The organism is Silicimonas algicola (genome assembly GCF_003970735.1).
In the GTDB taxonomy this organism is placed as follows: Bacteria; Pseudomonadota; Alphaproteobacteria; order Rhodobacterales; family Rhodobacteraceae; genus Silicimonas; species Silicimonas algicola.
This window is the reverse complement of record NZ_CP034588.1, coordinates 2902842-2917672: the sequence shown is the minus strand read 5'-3', so window position 1 is coordinate 2917672 and position 14831 is coordinate 2902842. Positions and strand designations below refer to the sequence as shown.

The 14831-nt window shown below is 66.7% G+C and carries 15 protein-coding genes; 6 read left to right on the top strand and 9 right to left on the bottom strand.

Annotation, left to right across the window (positions count from 1 at the left end):
* Positions 1 to 6: 6 nt before the first annotated feature.
* The 5 genes from soxC to EF888_RS14320 all read left to right on the top strand — a co-directional run bounded on the left by soxC (position 7) and on the right by EF888_RS14320 (position 4507).
* Positions 7 to 1251, top strand: a complete 1245-nt coding sequence (gene soxC, locus EF888_RS14340) for a sulfite dehydrogenase (protein WP_109760763.1) — start codon at positions 7 to 9, stop codon at positions 1249 to 1251.
* Positions 1235 to 2401, top strand: a complete 1167-nt coding sequence (locus EF888_RS14335) for a c-type cytochrome (protein ID WP_109760764.1) — start codon at positions 1235 to 1237, stop codon at positions 2399 to 2401. The genes soxC and EF888_RS14335 overlap by 17 nt, the downstream gene beginning before the upstream one ends.
* 2 nt (positions 2402 to 2403) lie before the next feature.
* Entirely contained in the window at positions 2404 to 2706 is a 303-nt protein-coding gene (locus EF888_RS14330; protein ID WP_109760765.1) for a c-type cytochrome, read from the top strand.
* 32 nt (positions 2707 to 2738) lie between these two features.
* A complete protein-coding gene (locus EF888_RS14325) occupies positions 2739 to 4001 on the top strand; it encodes an NAD(P)/FAD-dependent oxidoreductase (protein WP_109760766.1) in 1263 nt (420 codons plus the stop codon).
* Positions 4002 to 4075: 74 nt separating this feature from the next.
* Positions 4076 to 4507, top strand: a complete 432-nt coding sequence (locus tag EF888_RS14320; RefSeq protein ID WP_109760767.1) for a DUF302 domain-containing protein — start codon at positions 4076 to 4078, stop codon at positions 4505 to 4507.
* 132 nt (positions 4508 to 4639) lie between these two features.
* On the opposite strand, the gene EF888_RS14315 is transcribed toward EF888_RS14320, so the two are convergent.
* Both EF888_RS14315 and EF888_RS14310 read right to left on the bottom strand, forming a co-directional pair.
* A complete protein-coding gene (locus tag EF888_RS14315) occupies positions 4640 to 5584 on the bottom strand; it encodes an MBL fold metallo-hydrolase (RefSeq protein ID WP_109760768.1) in 945 nt (314 codons plus the stop codon).
* 5 nt (positions 5585 to 5589) lie between these two features.
* Positions 5590 to 6495, bottom strand: a complete 906-nt coding sequence (locus EF888_RS14310; protein WP_109760769.1) for an MBL fold metallo-hydrolase — start codon at positions 6493 to 6495, stop codon at positions 5590 to 5592.
* Between the two features lie 187 nt (positions 6496 to 6682).
* On the opposite strand from EF888_RS14310, the gene EF888_RS14305 reads away from it, so the two are divergent.
* Positions 6683 to 6874 (top strand): hypothetical protein, encoded by a 192-nt coding sequence (locus tag EF888_RS14305; RefSeq protein WP_109760770.1) that lies wholly within the window; start codon positions 6683 to 6685, stop codon positions 6872 to 6874.
* Here the strand turns inward: EF888_RS14305 and EF888_RS14300 are convergent, their stop codons facing one another.
* From EF888_RS14300 to araD, 7 genes are read right to left on the bottom strand one after another with little or no spacing between them, the layout of a single operon-like run.
* Positions 6875 to 7777 carry a 5-dehydro-4-deoxyglucarate dehydratase gene (locus tag EF888_RS14300; RefSeq protein ID WP_206508527.1) on the bottom strand — a complete coding sequence of 301 codons (903 nt, stop codon included), beginning with the start codon at positions 7775 to 7777 and terminating at the stop codon, positions 6875 to 6877.
* Positions 7778 to 7828: 51 nt separating this feature from the next.
* The gene (locus EF888_RS14295) at positions 7829 to 9358 is read right to left on the bottom strand and encodes an aldehyde dehydrogenase (NADP(+)) (RefSeq protein ID WP_109760772.1); all 1530 of its coding nucleotides are present in this window, start codon (positions 9356 to 9358) and stop codon (positions 7829 to 7831) included.
* 13 nt (positions 9359 to 9371) lie between these two features.
* Entirely contained in the window at positions 9372 to 10532 is a 1161-nt protein-coding gene (locus EF888_RS14290; protein ID WP_109760773.1) for a fumarylacetoacetate hydrolase family protein, read from the bottom strand.
* Complete coding sequence (locus EF888_RS14285; protein ID WP_109760774.1) at positions 10508 to 11227, bottom strand: ribonuclease activity regulator RraA; 720 nt, start codon at positions 11225 to 11227, stop codon at positions 10508 to 10510. The genes EF888_RS14290 and EF888_RS14285 overlap by 25 nt, the downstream gene beginning before the upstream one ends.
* Positions 11224 to 12135 (bottom strand): dihydrodipicolinate synthase family protein, encoded by a 912-nt coding sequence (locus EF888_RS14280; protein ID WP_109760775.1) that lies wholly within the window; start codon positions 12133 to 12135, stop codon positions 11224 to 11226. The genes EF888_RS14285 and EF888_RS14280 overlap by 4 nt, the downstream gene beginning before the upstream one ends.
* Positions 12132 to 13019: a phytanoyl-CoA dioxygenase family protein gene (locus tag EF888_RS14275; protein WP_109760776.1), complete on the bottom strand. Its 888-nt coding sequence runs from the start codon at positions 13017 to 13019 to the stop codon at positions 12132 to 12134. Before EF888_RS14275 ends, EF888_RS14280 begins: the two co-directional genes overlap by 4 nt.
* Entirely contained in the window at positions 13019 to 14752 is a 1734-nt protein-coding gene (gene araD / locus EF888_RS14270) for an L-arabinonate dehydratase (RefSeq protein ID WP_109760777.1), read from the bottom strand. Before araD ends, EF888_RS14275 begins: the two co-directional genes overlap by 1 nt.
* Positions 14753 to 14831 lie beyond the last annotated feature (79 nt).

Below are 14831 nucleotides of genomic sequence, written 5' to 3'. Positions count from 1 at the left end.
CCTGGCATGACAACGCGCCGCGATATCCTCAGGGGCGGACTGGCCGCGACCGCCGGTCTAGCCGCCGGCACCGCCGCCCGCGCCGAGGGCGATCCTCTCATCACAGAGCTTCAGGATTGGAATCACGTCCTGGGCGACGGCGTCGACGCCAATCCCTACGGGATGCCGTCGCGCCACGAGGCCCACGTCAAGCGCCGGTCGGTAGAATGGCTGACCGCCGACCCCGTATCCTCGGTCAACTTCACGCCGCTGCACGAACTTGACGGGATCATCACGCCGAACGGTCTCTGCTTCGAGCGTCACCACGGCGGCGTGGCCGACATCGAGCCCGCCAAGCACCGGCTGATGATAAACGGCCTCGTCGACACGCCGCTCGTGTTCACGATGCAGGACCTGATGCGCTTCCCGCGCGAGAACCGGGTCTACTTCCTGGAATGCGCCGCGAACTCCGGCATGGAGTGGCGCGGCGCGCAGCTCAACGGCTGCCAATTCACCCACGGCATGATCCACAACGTCATGTACACCGGCGTGCCGCTGCGGCTGATCCTCGAGGAAGCCGGTGTCAAGACCAACGGCAAATGGATCATGCCGGAAGGCGCCGACGCCGCCGCCATGACGCGGTCGATCCCGATCGAAAAGGCGATGGACGACTGCCTCGTCGCTTTCAAGATGAACGGCGAGGCGCTTCGCCCCGAGCAGGGCTATCCTCTCCGCCTCGTCGTGCCGGGCTGGGAAGGCAACATGTGGATCAAGTGGCTGCGCCGCATCGAGGTCGGCGACCAGCCCTGGCATCATCGCGAAGAGACGTCGAAGTACACCGACCTTCTCGAGAACGGCACCGCGCGCCGCTTCACCTGGGAGATGGACGCGAAGTCCGTCATCACCAACCCCAGCCCGCAGGCGCCCATCCTCCACTCGAAGGGGCCGACCGTCCTGACCGGCGTCGCCTGGTCCGGCCGCGGCACCATCCCGCGCGTCGACGTCACCATCGACGGCGGCAAGAACTGGCACGAAGCGCGGATGTCCGGCCCGTCCTTCGACAAGTCGATGCACCGCTTCTATTACGACTTCGACTGGGACGGCACGCCCTTGCTGCTGCAAAGCCGGGCGCACGACTCCACGGGCTACGTCCAGCCCACCAAGGAAGAGCTGCGCCAATTCCGGGGCGTCAACTCGATCTATCACAACAACGGAATCCAGACCTGGTATGTCAACGAGAAGGGGATCGCGGAAAATGTCGAGATTTCTTGAAGCAGGTGCCGCCGCCCTCGCCCTCGCCCTGATCGCCGGTCCGGCCTCCGCCGCGACCTTCGGACTGGGCCGCCCCGCCACGGCGGACGAGATCGCGGCCTGGGACATCGACGTGCGCCCCGACGGGGTCGGCCTGCCCGAAGGCTCGGGCGACGTGACCACGGGCGAGGAGATCTTCACCGACCGCTGCGCCGTCTGCCACGGCGACTTCGGCGAGGCCGTGGGCCGCTGGCCCGTCCTCGCGGGCGGGCAGGGCACGCTGTCCGACGACCGCCCGAACAAGACCATCGGCAGCTTCTGGCCCTACCTCTCGACCGTCTACGACTATGTCCACCGCGCCATGCCCTTCGGCGACGCGCAGTCGCTGACGGCCGACGAGACCTACGCGATCACGGCCTATCTCCTCTACCTGAACGACATCGTCGACGACGAGGAGTTCGTGCTGTCGCGCGACAACTTCCTCGAGGTCGAGATGCCGAACGCCGAGGGCTTCATGCCCGACGACCGGATGGAGACCGAGTTTCCCGTCTTCGTGAAGGCCGACGTCTGCATGGAAAACTGTAAGGACGCGGTCGAGATCACCGGCCGCGCCGCCATCCTCGACGTCACGCCCGAGGAAACCCGCGCGCGTCAGTTGAAAGAGGCCGTCGACAAGGCCAAGTCCGGCACCGCCGCCGACGCGGTCACGGTCGACAGCGCGCCGCCCGTCTCGCTCGAGGGCGGGCCAGCGGGCACCGCGGCTCCAACCGAGCAGGTCGCCGCGACCGAGACCGCTCCCGCCGCGCCCACCGCAGACGCCGCCCCCGCCGAGACGGCCGCACCCGACCCGCAGCTCGTCGCCGCCGGCGAGAAAGTCTTCAAGAAGTGCCAGGCCTGCCACCAGGTCGGCGAGGACGCGAAGAACCGCGCCGGACCGCAGCTCAACGGCATCGTCGGACGCACCGCAGGCACGGTCGAGGGCTTCAAGTATTCGAAACCGATGGCCGAGGCCGGCGCGAATGGCCTCGTCTGGGACCATGCCGAACTGTCGGGCTTCCTGACCAAGCCCCGCGACTACCTGAAGGGCACCAAGATGTCCTTCGCGGGTCTCAAGGACCAGGCCGACATCGACGCGGTCGTGGCCTACCTGTCGACCTTCGCCGCCGACTGACCATGCGCGCGCCGCTCCTCGCCCTCGCCGTCTCCGCCCTTGCGGCGGCGGCCGGGGCTGCGGAGACCGGCGACTCCGAATATGGCGCCTACCTGTCCGGCGAATGCACGACCTGCCACCGGGCCGACGGTGCGGACGAAGGCATTCCGCCCATCGTGGGCTGGCACGAGGAGGCCTTCGTCGCCGCCCTGCAGGCCTACAGGTCGAAGACGCGGCTGCACCCGGTGATGAACATGGTGGCCGGACGGCTGAACGACGACGAGATCGAGGCTCTTGCCGCATACTTCGCGACGCTGGCAGACTAGCGGCGCGGACACCAAAAGGGGGGAGGACCGGCATGACACTCGACAGACGCACCTTCATCGGCTCGGCGGCAGCTACCGTGCTATCTGCACCCATGGTTCGGGGGGCAGCCCACGGGAGGCCGAAGGTCGTGGTGATCGGCGGCGGCGCGGGCGGCGCCACGGCGGCCCGCTATATCGCGAAGGACAGCGAGGGACAGATCGACGTCACGCTCGTCGAGCCCACGCGCACCTACTACACCTGCTTCTTCTCGAACCTCTACCTGGGCGGCTTCAAGGAGTTCGACGATCTGGGCCACACCTACGGGTCGCTTGCCGCCTCCGGCGTCAACGTCGTCCACGACTGGGCCGTCGGCGTCGACCGCGACGCGAAGACCGTCACGCTCGGCAGCGGCGCGGTGCTGTCCTACGACAAGCTGATCCTGTCGCCCGGCATCGACTTCATCGAAGGCTCGGTCCCCGGTTGGGACATCTCGGCGCAGAACAGGATGCCCCATGCCTACAAGGGCGGGTCGCAGACCCAGCTTCTGAAGGCGCAGATCGAGGCCATGCCGCAGGGCGGGCTGTTCGTCATGGTCGCCCCGCCCAACCCCTATCGCTGCCCGCCCGGACCCTACGAGCGCGTGTCGATGGTGGCCTGGCATCTCAAGCAGACCAATCCGACCGCCAAGATCCTGATCGTCGATCCCAAGGAAAGCTATTCCAAGCAGGCCCTCTTCGAGGAAGGCTGGCAGGCCCACTACGGAGGCATGATCGACCGTCTCGGCCCCGACTTCGGCGCCGCGAACGTCAGCGTGAACCCGGCCGAGATGACCGTCGACATCGACGGGCAGGTCGAGACGGCGGACGTCGTCAACGTCATTCCCGCTCAGAAGGCGGGCCACATCGCCGAGGTCGCAGGCGTGACAGACGGCAACTGGGCGCCGGTCAACGCGGCCGACATGTCGTCAAAGGCCGACCCCGACATCCACGTCCTCGGCGATGCCGCGGCGCAGGGCGATATGCCCAAGTCGGGCTTCTCGGCCAATAGCCAGGCCAAGGTCGCGGCGAATGCCATCCGGGGCGCGCTGACCGAAAGCCGTGTCTTCCCGGCGAAGTACTCCAACACCTGCTGGTCGCTCATCGCCGAGAACGACGGCGTCAAGGTCGGCGCCAGCTATGAACCGACGCCCGAAAAGATCGCCTCGACCGACAGCTTCATCAGCCAGACCGGCGAGGATGCGGCGCTGCGAAAGGCGACCTACGAGGAATCGGAAGGCTGGTACGCCGGAATCACCGCCGACATCTTCGGCGGCTGAACCTCGCCCGGCCTTGATCCCGATCATGGCCGGGTCACGCCATCGCGCTAGGGTCGATGCGACAGGAGGACGACATGAGACACACAGCACTCGCCATCGCACTGGCTTTCGCCGCCGCGCCCGCTCTCGCGCAGGAGGCCATCGTCACCGACTTCGACGGACCTTTCGAGGACGCGACCTTCGCAGTCGAGTCCGCCATCGTGAACCAGGGCCTCGTGATCGATTCCACGAGCCACGTCGGTGACATGCTCAACCGCACGGGGCAGGACGTGGGCAGCGACGTGACGCTGTTCGAGAACGCCGACATCTACAACTTCTGCTCGGCCGTGGTGTCGCGCGAGGTGATGGAGGCCGACCCTATGAACATCCAGTATTGCCCCTACGGCATCTTCGTGACTGAGCGCGAGGGCAAGGTTCAGATCGGCTACCGCGACTATCCCGAGGGCCCGATGCAGAAGGTCGAGGACATGCTCGGCGCCATCGTGGCGGAAGCGGCAGGCGGCTAGGCGCGCGCCCGGTTTACCACCGGCTTTTGCGGTATCGCGCACCGACGCGATACCGACGTGATACCGACGCGATACCGAACCCTGAAAATCGCCTGGTTTCCAAGCCTTAACCTACGATTCGGCGTGCGCGCCTCACTCCCACTCCATCTGCTCGAAGACGCGCCCCGCGTTCTTCGTGGCCAGTTCCTCGAAGGTGTCGAGGTGCGCATAGGGCGATTGATCGACGTAATAGGCATCGACCAGCGTGCCGCCGTTGTCGATGTGCTCGCCGATCTTCTCGCGCAAATACACAAGGTAATCATGGGTATAGCGCCTGACCTGTGCCATGTTGGTCGGATGCCCGTGCCCCGGAATGACATAGGTCGCGCCCAAGGGCTCGAACGCCGTCTCCCAGGTCTCGACCCAATCCGCCGTGATCGTGTCCTCGAAGATCGGCAGCATCCGCTCGTGGAAGGCCATGTCGCCCGAGATCACAAGGCTCTGCTCGGGCAGCCAGACCACGATGTCGCCCGGTGAATGCGCCGGACCCAAGTGCTTGGCTTCAATACGAAAATCCCCCAACTCGACGATATACTCGTCGGCGAAGGTCTCGTCCGGCTCGACCACGGTCGTGCCCTCGGCCTTGTCCTTGTTGTAGGCGCGCATCCCCACCAGGATCTGGTCGCCATGCGCCGCGATCTCGGCCGCCGCATCCTCGTGCATGACGATCTTCACGCCCTGCTCGCGCCAGTAGGAATTGCCCAGGATCGCATGACCCTGGCCGTTCTCGTTCAGGACAAGCACGACGGGTTCGTCAGTCACCGCCTTGATCTCGTCATGCAGCGCCTTCGCCAGAACGTAGGCCGCGCCGCCGTTCACGACGACCACGCCCTCGCCGGTGACGATGAAGCTCAGGTTGTTGTTATGTCCGGTGTTTTCGTAGGTCGGAGGCGCGGTCGCCCCGATCGCCGACCAGACGTGCGGGATGACCTCGACGGGCTTCTCGTAAAGGTCCGACTGCGGATACTGGTCCGCGATATCCTCACTTGCTTGAGCCGGAAAGGCGGCAAGGGTCAGGGCGATTGCAATGCGTTTCATCCCGGTCACTCCACAATGAACCGATAGCCGGTCTCGGCGCGGGCCACCCGGCCCAGACCCCCGTCCGGCAGGTGATAGCCGACCATCCGCGTCTCGCTCCCGACCAGCCGCTCCATCAGCGCCGACCGCGTCGCGGCGGCGGTGGCCGGGTCCTGGTCGCTGCCAAGCTCCCAGGACGGGTCGCGGAACGAGACGTGCCCGTTGCTGATCGCGTCGCCGATCACGAAGACAGGGTCATCCGTTCCCACCTGGAACGACATGTGCCCCGGCGTGTGGCCGTAGGTCGCCAGCGCCGCGATGCCCGCCAGAACCTCGTCGCCGTCGTTGAAAAAGGTCATCTTTTCCTCAGCGATCTCCAGCCTCCGCTGCGCACCGACCACGAAGGCCTGCCGCGCCTCGTCGATGGTTTCGATGGTCGCGGGGTCCATCCAGTAGTCCCATTCCGCTTGCCCGATCATCAGCGCCGCCTCGGGGAACGCCGGGTCACCGAAGTCGTCGAGATACCCCCACAGGTGGTCCGGGTGAGCATGGGTGAAGAGGATGTGCGTCACGTCCTCTGGCGCCACGCCCGCCGCCTCCAGTCCCTCGAGCAGGTCGCCTGCTGTCGGCATGAACTCCGACCCCGAGCCGCAGTCGAACAGGACCGTCCGCGTCTTGTCGCGGAAAAGCGTCACGTTGCAGGGCGAGGCGACCATTTCCCCGGTGATCCCCGCCTCATCGAGGATCGGTCCGGCCTCGGCTTCGGTCAGCGATCCAAGGACATAGGAACGCGGCAGCGACAGGTAGCCATCGGACACGGTAATCAGTGAGCCTCCGGCGGCGCTCGTCTCCGCGACCGCGAATCGAGGAACCAGAAGCGAGGCCCCAAGGGCCGCCCCCCGGCGAAGAACACTGCGTCTGCTGAGGGTCATGGCGCATCTCCAAGTATTCGCACATTTGAATTTGAACGGTGACGCGCCTGTTTTCAAGACGAATCTTGCCCAAGTGCCAACCGCGTCGGCAAGATCCGGTCGAAGCGGCAGCGTGACGCGCCGCTGCGCCTTGCGTCCGTCTCTCTCAAGGGGTCTAGCTGGGCCCGGGACGTGGGGAGTCTGACCGATGAAACAACAAGAAGCGACACGGATCGCCGAGCTCTTCCAGCAAGATCTCGAGGTCTATCTCAGCCAGCAACTGCGCCAGCGCACGCTGCACCAGGTCGTGTCCGACCTGAACGAGGCCGCGCTGTCGAAGACCAATCCGAATTCGAAGACCGCGAAGGCCGCGCTGCGCCGCCTGGGCTTTGCCGACTGATCAGCGCCGGTCGCCGATGACCTCGGCCAGCATCCCGCGCTCGTCCTCCGTCAGGTCGGTCAGGGGCGGGCGCACGGGCCCGGTCTCGAAGCCCCTGAGCGCGACGCCTGCCTTGATCGCCGAGACGGCATAGCCCGTCTTTCGGTCGCGCACCGTCGCGAAGGGATAGTAAAACTCGCGCAGAAGTGCCTCGCAGCCCGCGTCGTCTCCGGCTGTGAAGGCATCGAAGAAGGCCAGCGCGGTTTCGGGCACGAAGTTGAATACGGCCGAGGAGTAGGTGTCGACGCCAGCGCCGCGATAGGCCTGCGCGAAAAGCTCGTGGGTGGGCATTCCGCCGATATAGGCCAGCCGGTCGCCTAGCCCGATGGTGATGCGCCGGACCGTGTCGATGTCGCCGGTGCCGTCCTTGAAACCGATCAGGTTCGGACAGTCGTCCGCCAGCCGTTGCAGGGTCTCGGCCGAGCAGACGGACTGGCCGCGGTTGTAGACGATGACGCTCATGGTCGTGGCCCGACACACCGCGCGAATATGCGCCTCGATCCCGTCCTGCGGCGCGCGGATCAGATAGTGAGGCAGAAGCAGGATGCCGTCCCCTCCCGCCGCCTCGATGCCCCGCGCGAGGTCGCAGGCCATGCGCGTGCCATAGCCGCAGCCCGCAATCACGGGCTCCCCGGGCTGTGCTGCGCGCGCCGCTTTAACCACTTCGACGATCTCGTCGGGCATAAGCGAGAACATCTCACCGGTGCCGCCCGCCACGATCAGCCCCGCGACCTTGTGCGGTGACAGCCATTCGAGGTGAGCGCGGAAGGCGGTGGGGTTGAAGCGGTCGTCCGCGTCGAAAGGTGTGACGGGAAACGACAGGAGGCCGGAGCGGATAATTCCGCGAAGGTCGGTCGGTGCGATCATGGGGGCTTGTCCGGCAAGGGAGGGCGGCGCAAGGCCGCCCTCGGGGTTTCAGGAACGCAGGTCGTCGGGCAGGATCGCGTCCGGCATGTTCTGGAAGCACACCGGCCGCAGGAAGCGCCGGATCGACAGGGTGCCCACGCTCGTCGCGCCGAAGTTGGTCGAGGCGGGGTAGGGTCCGCCGTGGACCATCGCATCGGCCACCTCGACCCCGGTCGGGAAGCCGTTCACAAGAATGCGGCCCGCCTTCCGCTCGAGAACGGGCACCAGCGTGCGGGCGCGGTCGGTGTCGCCCTCGTCCATGTGGAGGGTGGCCGTAAGCTGACCCTCGAAGCCCTTCGCAAGCTCTAGCATCTCGTCGGAGCCCAAGACGCGGACGACAAGGCCGAGCGGCCCGAAGACCTCCTCGCCAAGCGCGTGGTCCTGGAGGTAGTTCGCGGCATCGGTCTCATAGAGGTTGGGGCTGGCGTTGCGGCCTTCGCTGTCGGTCGTCAGCACCGGCTTCACCGCGTTGCGCCCGTCGAAGCGCGACTTGCCGTCCTTGTAGGCGTTCGCAATCCCGTCGGTCAGCATGCACTGGGTCTGAACGCCTTTCAGCGCCTCGGCCGCCGCCTTGACGAAGGCGTCGCCGTCCGGGCCGGTCTCGACCACCGCGATGCCGGGATTGGTGCAGAACTGGCCCGCGCCCATGGTCAGCGACCCGGCCCAGCCTTCGCCGATGGCCTTGCCGCGCGCCTTGGCTGCCTCGGGCAGCAGGAACATCGGGTTGACCGAGCCCAGCTCACCGAAGAACGGAATCGGCTCGTCCCGCTGCGCGCAAAGGTCGAACAGCGCGCGACCCCCGCCGAGCGAGCCGGTGAAGCCCACGGCCTTGATGCGCGGGTGCTGGACGAGGGCAGTGCCCACATCACGCTTGCCGCCCTGGATCAGGGAGAAGACGCCGGCGGGCATCCCGCAGGACTGGATCGCCGCGTGGATCGCCTCGGCCACGATCTCGCCCGTGCCGGGGTGGGCCGAGTGGCCCTTGACGACCACGGGACATCCCGCAGCCAGCGCCGCCGCCGTGTCGCCGCCCGCCGTCGAGAACGCCAGCGGGAAGTTCGACGCGCCGAAGACCGCCACAGGCCCAATGGGGCGCTGCACCATCTTCAGGTCGGGACGGGGCAGGGGCTTGCGGTCGGGCAGAGCCTTGTCATGCCGCCGGTCGAGGTAGTCGCCCTTCAGGATGTGCTCGGCGAAAAGGCGAAGCTGCCCCGTCGTCCGACCGCGTTCGCCCTGAAGTCGTGCCTCGGGCAAGCCGGTCTCTTGCGTGCCGATCTCGGTGATCGCTTCGGCCCGTGCCTCGATTTCGTCGGCGATGGCGTTCAGGAACTTCGCGCGGTCATCCCTCGAGGAATAGGCGTAGGTCCAGAAGGCGTCTTCCGCCGCCTCGCAGGCGCGATCGACAAGCGCAGGGGTGCCGACGGAAAAGTCATGCGCCGGACCATGCGCGGGCTCGGACGAGAAGGTCGTCTCGCCTGCGACCCACTCGCCCGCGATCAGGTGCTTACCGTGAGGGGTGAATGTGCTTTTATCCAGCATTGTCAAATCCTTGTCATAGAAGGTTGCGGCCCGCGAGATTGCGCATCAGGTCGGCCAGGCCGAAGGTCCATTGCGGGCAGTCGGTCGACAGCCGCACGGTGTTCTCCAGCCGACCTAGCCCGTCCGACGCAATCGTCACGCGGTCGCCGATCTTGTGGGTGAAGCCCTGGCCTGGGTGGTCGCGGTCTTCGATCGGCGCAAAGAGCGTGCCAAGGAACAGCATGAAGCCGTCCGGGTACTGGTGATGCAGGCCCACGACGTGTTTTACCAGATCGAGCGGATCGCGGCTGATCTCGGACATCAGGGAGCGCCCGGCCAGCACATAGCCATCCTCGCCCTCGACCGTCAGGTCCAGCACCGCGGCGCGGGCGTCGTCGAGGCTGTAGGTTTCGTCGAACAGGCGGATCATCGGCCCGATGGCGCATGAGGCGTTGTTGTCCTTCGCCATCGGCAGAAGCAGCGCCGAGCGTCCTTCGATGTCGCGCAAATTGACGTCGTTCCCGAGGGTTACGCCGGGAACCTCGCCCCGAGAGTTCACCGCCAGAACGATCTCCGGCTCCGGGTTGTTCCAGGTCGAGACGGGGTGCAGGCCGATCTCCGCCCCGGTTCCGACCGACGACAGGGGTTGCGCCTTCGAGAAGACCTCGGCGTCCGGCCCGATGCCGACTTCCAGGTACTGCGACCAGATGCCGACACGGATCAGCTCGGCCTTGACCTCGGCCGCCTTCTCGGACCCGGCGACGAGGCTCTGGAGGCTGTCGCCGATGATCTCGGTCACGCGCTTGCGGATCGCGTCGGCCTTCGACGGATCGCCAGCCGCCTTTTCCTCGATCACCCGCTCGACCATCGACTGTGCGAAGGTCACTCCGCAGGCCTTGACCGCCTGAAGGTCGCAGGGCGCCAGCCAGTGCAGGCTGTCCTTGGCGTCCGTCAGACCGGAGATGTCGGATGCGGTCCCCAGGCTTTCACCCGAGGCGTCGCGCACATGGGCAGCCGGATCCTCCAGCTCCAGCACGTCGCGGACGGTCGGTGCGGTCTTCGACGTGATGTCGACCGCCACGCCGTCGCGCAGCGTCACCACGGAAGGTCCGATGCCCGGACGCCAGACCCGGCCCAGCCAGAGCCCCTTCAGTTCCTCGTCCGAAAGTCTCACCGGCCCTTCTCCTTGCGCCATGCCGCGAATTTCTCCAGCGTCTCGTCCTTCGTCGCCGGGTAAAGGCCGATGATCGTCTCGCCCGCGCGCACCTGTTCGACCACGAAATCCTCGAAGGCCGTCATCTCGGTCGCCTCGTCCGCCACCTCGGCCGCGATATGCGCGGGGATCACGATGACGCTGTCGTCGTCGCCGACGATGATGTCGCCGGGAAATACGGGCGCGTCGCCACAGCCGATAGGTCCGTTGATCTCGATGGCCTCGTTGATCGTCAGGTTCGTCGGGCTGGCCGGGCGCGCGTGATAGGACCGCATGTCCAGGTCGGCGATCCGCATCGAGTCGCGGAAGCCTCCGTCGGTCACGATGCCCTCGCCGCCGCGCATCATCAGGCGCGTCACCAGGATATCGCCCGCACTCGCGGCGCGCGCATCCTTGCGGCTGTCGATGACCATGACATGTCCCTTGGGACAGGTCTCGATGGCGTGGCGCTGCGGGTGCTGCGGATTGCGGAACTCGCTCAACTGGTTGCGGTCCTCGCGCGCGGGGATGTAGCGCAGCGTGAAGGCCGGGCCGACCATGTTCCGGCCCTTGTGCGACAGGGGCCGCACGTCCTGGATGGTCTGGTTCCGAAGGCCGCGCTTGAAGAGCGCCGTCGCGAGGGTCGCCACCGAGACGTGGCGCAGTTTTTCGATGGTCTCGGGAGATACGTCGGTCATGCCACCTTGTCCGTCAGAAGTCCGTTGTCCGCAAGAAAGCCCCTCAGCCGTCTCGACTGGTCGTCCGTCAGGGGCCAGGCCGAGGGCGGGCGCGTCGGGCCGCAGTCGTGGCCCATCATCGCCAGAGCGGATTTCACGCCGGTGACGTTGGTGCCGTTCATTTCCTCGGCGCGAATGTCCTCGAAGACGCGCATCCCCCGGATCAGTCGGTTCGCCTCGTCATAGTCGCCGCCGTCGAGGGCCGCGTGGATCGCGACCGACCGTTCGGGCCAGACGTTGATGAGGCCGCTCGTGAAGCCCCGCGCGCCAACGGCATATAGCGGCGGCGCCCAGACCTCGGCCAGACCGCCGACCCAGATGACATCCTCCGGCGAATTGTCGATGGCATCGGCCAGCTTCAGAGGGTTCGGCGTCGCCCACTTGACGCCCGCCACGCCCTCGACCTGGCAGAGCTTGACGATGTTGTCCGTGCCGATGGCGTCATTGCGGAGGTAGAGGACTAGCGGCAGCCCGTCGCCTGCCTCGGCCACGCGCGCGACATAGTCGCGGAAACCGCGCGGCGCCACGAAGGGATCGGGCGTCTGGTGGACCATCAGCCCCGCGACGCCCGCCGTCTTCGACGCCTTCGCCAGCGCGCAGGCCTCATGGACCGACCGCCCCACGCCGCCGATCACCGGCACGCGGCCCGCGACCGTCTCGCAGGCGGCATGAACCATGCGCTCGGCCTCGTCGGCGGTCAGGCCATAGTATTCGCCCGTGTTGCCGTTCGCGGTCAGGATATGAACGCCGGCCTTGATCGCGCGATCCACCACCGGCTTCAGGCCCTTGGGTGCAATGCGGTCATCGGCGTCGAACGGCGTCACGAGGATGCCCGAGATGCCGGTCAGTTTCTGGGTCAGGTCGGTCATTGCAACACCTCGAAGGATCGTTTGCCCAGTCCCTTCTGGACCTCGTAGATCGAGCCCTGGGACGGCGGGTCGGGATAGGCGATGCGCATCGGGCAGGGCACGACGCGCGGCTCGAGCGTGGACGTGCCGCAGAGCATCCGGGCGTCGAACTCCTCCAGCCCCTCCCACTTGCCGCGTCCGCCGTGGACCGGGAAGGCGTCGGCGGCCATCATCTCGTAGAAGATCACGCGCCGGTCCTGCGTCGAACGGTTCAAGGCCGAGCCGTGGACGATGCGCGCGTGGTGGATCGAGATCGACCCCGCCGGCCCCATCAGCGGCACGGCGTCTTTCATGTCGAGTCCCGAGGCGGCAAGGTCCATGGCACCCACGAACCGGCCATCATGGTGATGGTCATAGGCCCGTCCACGATGCGTGCCGGGGAAGACCATCAGGGGGCCGTTCGCAGGCGTGAAGTCGTCGATCATCACGCCCACCGCCAGCACATCGTCGTTGGTATAGGGATAGAAGCCCCAGTCCTGGTGCCACTCGACAGCTGCCCCGAAGCCCGCCGATTTCATGTTCAGCTTGGTGGTCTGAAGTCGCAGGTTCGACCCGATCAGGTCGCGGACCGGGGCGAGGATCAAATCCGACCGCATCAACTCGTCGATCGGCCGCGACTGGGTGTGCGGCAGCTTCACCCGGCGCACCCGCGGCGCATCGGGGGTGTGGCTGTCCTCGAGGTCCAGCCGGTCGTCCGAGGCCGTCATCCCCCGCGCCATCTCGGTGAAGCGCGCGATCTCGGCCCGGATGCTGTCCATCACCGGGGCGGGGATCCGCCGCTCCAGCACCAGATAGCCTTCCTCGCGATAGAAGGCGATCTGCTCCGGCGTCAGCACCTCGGGCATCAGTTGATCTCCGGTTCCGGGACGGGGCCGCCGAATTCGGTCTTGAGGAAGTCGAAGTCGCAGCCCTTGTCGGCCTGCTCGACGTGCTTGGTGAACATGTAGCCATAGCCGCGTTCGTAACGGGCCTCGGGCGGCGTCCAGGCCGCGCGGCGCTCCTCGAGTTCCTCGGCAGACAGCTTCACGTTCAGCGTCCGGTTCGGGATGTTCATCTCGATGATGTCGCCGGTCTTTATCAGCGCCAGCGGCCCGCCGATGAAGGCCTCGGGCGCGACGTGCAGGATGCAGGCCCCGTAGGAGGTTCCCGACATGCGCGCGTCCGACAGCCGCATCATGTCGCGGTGGCCCTGCTTCAGCAGCGCCTTCGGCATCGGGATCATGCCCCATTCCGGCATCCCCGGCCCGCCCTGGGGACCGGCATTGCGCAGCACCAGGACATGGTCCGGCGTCATCGGATAGTTCTCGTCGTTGATGATCTTCTTCAGGTCGGCATAGTTGTCGGCGACGATGGCCGGGCCGGAGTGGACCTGGAAGCGCGAGTCCATCGCGGCGGGCTTGATGACCGCGCCATCGGGGGCGAGGTTGCCGCGCAGGACGGCAAGAGACCCCTCATGATAGAGCGGGTTCGACATCGGCCGGATCACGTCGTCGTTGTAGTTGACGGCGCCCTCGATGCACTCGCCCAGGGTGCGGCCCGTGACGGTGGTGACCGAAAGGTCCAGCTTGCCCGACATCTCCTTCATCAGCGCGGGCAGGCCGCCGGCGTAGAAGAAGTCCTCCATCAGGTATTCCTTGCCCGACGGACGCAGGTTCGCCAGCACCGGCACTTCGCGCCCGATCCGGTCGAGGTCGTCGAGGCCCCACTCGACCCCGGCGCGGCGCGCCATGGCGATCAGGTGGATGATGGCGTTGGTCGAGCAGCCCGTGGCCATCGCGACCGCGGTGGCGTTGCGCGTCGAGGCGGCGGTGATGATGCGGTCGGGCGTCAGGTCCTCCCACACCATGTCGACGATGCGCCGCCCGCAGGCGGCCGCCATCCGCTTGTGGCCCGCATCGGGGGCGGGGATGGACGACGCGCCGGGCAGCGTCAGGCCCCAGCCTTCGGCGATCGACATCATGGTCGAAGCCGTCCCCATGGTCATGCAGGTGCCGTAGGATCGCGCGATCCCGCCCTGCACGCCCATCCACTCTTCCTTGCCGATGGTGCCCGCGCGGCGCTCGTCCCAGTACTTCCAGACATCTGTGCCGGAGCCCAGCTTCTGGCCCGCATAGTTGCCGCGAAGCATGGCGCCCGCCGGCATGAAGATGAACGGGATGCCCATGGAGATAGCGCCCATGATGAGCGCGGGCGTGGACTTGTCGCAGCCGCCCAGGAGGACCGCGCCGTCGACGGGGTGCGAGCGCAGCGTCTCCTCGACCTCCATCGCGCCCATGTTGCGGTAGAGCATCGAGGTGGGCTTCAGGAACTGTTCGCTGAAGGAATGAACCGGAAGCTCGGCCGGCATCCCGCCTGCCTGGAGGATGCCGCGCTTCACCTGCTCGGCACGGTCGCGCAGGTGGTGGTGACAGGGCGATAGATCGGACCATGTATTGATGACCGCGATGACCGGCTTGCCCTCCCAGTCCTCTTCCGAGAGCCCCATCTGCATCGCGCGGCTTCGATGGCCCATCGAGCGCAGGTCGTCGGGTGCGAACCAGCGGGCAGATCGAAGATCCTCGGGGCGTTTGTGGGTCATGCGGTCCTCCTGATGAGCCCGGCTCTCTGGCCGGTGTGTCGCGCGGACGGCCTGTGCGGCAAGCACGCAGGATGGTCAA

Excerpts from the sequence above, each read along its gene's own strand:
- EF888_RS14290 (WP_109760773.1), bottom strand. The coding sequence starts at position 10,532 with ATGGCGCAAGGAGAAGGGCCGGTGAGACTTTCGGACGAGGAACTGAAG.
- araD (WP_109760777.1), bottom strand. The coding sequence starts at position 14,752 with ATGACCCACAAACGCCCCGAGGATCTTCGATCTGCCCGCTGGTTCGCA.
- EF888_RS14320 (WP_109760767.1), top strand. The coding sequence starts at position 4,076 with ATGAGACACACAGCACTCGCCATCGCACTGGCTTTCGCCGCCGCGCCC.
- EF888_RS14335 (WP_109760764.1), top strand. The coding sequence starts at position 1,235 with ATGTCGAGATTTCTTGAAGCAGGTGCCGCCGCCCTCGCCCTCGCCCTG.
- EF888_RS14330 (WP_109760765.1), top strand. The coding sequence starts at position 2,404 with ATGCGCGCGCCGCTCCTCGCCCTCGCCGTCTCCGCCCTTGCGGCGGCG.
- EF888_RS14305 (WP_109760770.1), top strand. The coding sequence starts at position 6,683 with ATGAAACAACAAGAAGCGACACGGATCGCCGAGCTCTTCCAGCAAGAT.
- soxC (WP_109760763.1), top strand. The coding sequence starts at position 7 with ATGACAACGCGCCGCGATATCCTCAGGGGCGGACTGGCCGCGACCGCC.
- EF888_RS14325 (WP_109760766.1), top strand. The coding sequence starts at position 2,739 with ATGACACTCGACAGACGCACCTTCATCGGCTCGGCGGCAGCTACCGTG.
- EF888_RS14310 (WP_109760769.1), bottom strand. The coding sequence starts at position 6,495 with ATGACCCTCAGCAGACGCAGTGTTCTTCGCCGGGGGGCGGCCCTTGGG.
- EF888_RS14280 (WP_109760775.1), bottom strand. The coding sequence starts at position 12,135 with ATGACCGACCTGACCCAGAAACTGACCGGCATCTCGGGCATCCTCGTG.
- EF888_RS14275 (WP_109760776.1), bottom strand. The coding sequence starts at position 13,019 with ATGCCCGAGGTGCTGACGCCGGAGCAGATCGCCTTCTATCGCGAGGAA.
- EF888_RS14315 (WP_109760768.1), bottom strand. The coding sequence starts at position 5,584 with ATGAAACGCATTGCAATCGCCCTGACCCTTGCCGCCTTTCCGGCTCAA.
- EF888_RS14285 (WP_109760774.1), bottom strand. The coding sequence starts at position 11,227 with ATGACCGACGTATCTCCCGAGACCATCGAAAAACTGCGCCACGTCTCG.
- EF888_RS14295 (WP_109760772.1), bottom strand. The coding sequence starts at position 9,358 with ATGCTGGATAAAAGCACATTCACCCCTCACGGTAAGCACCTGATCGCG.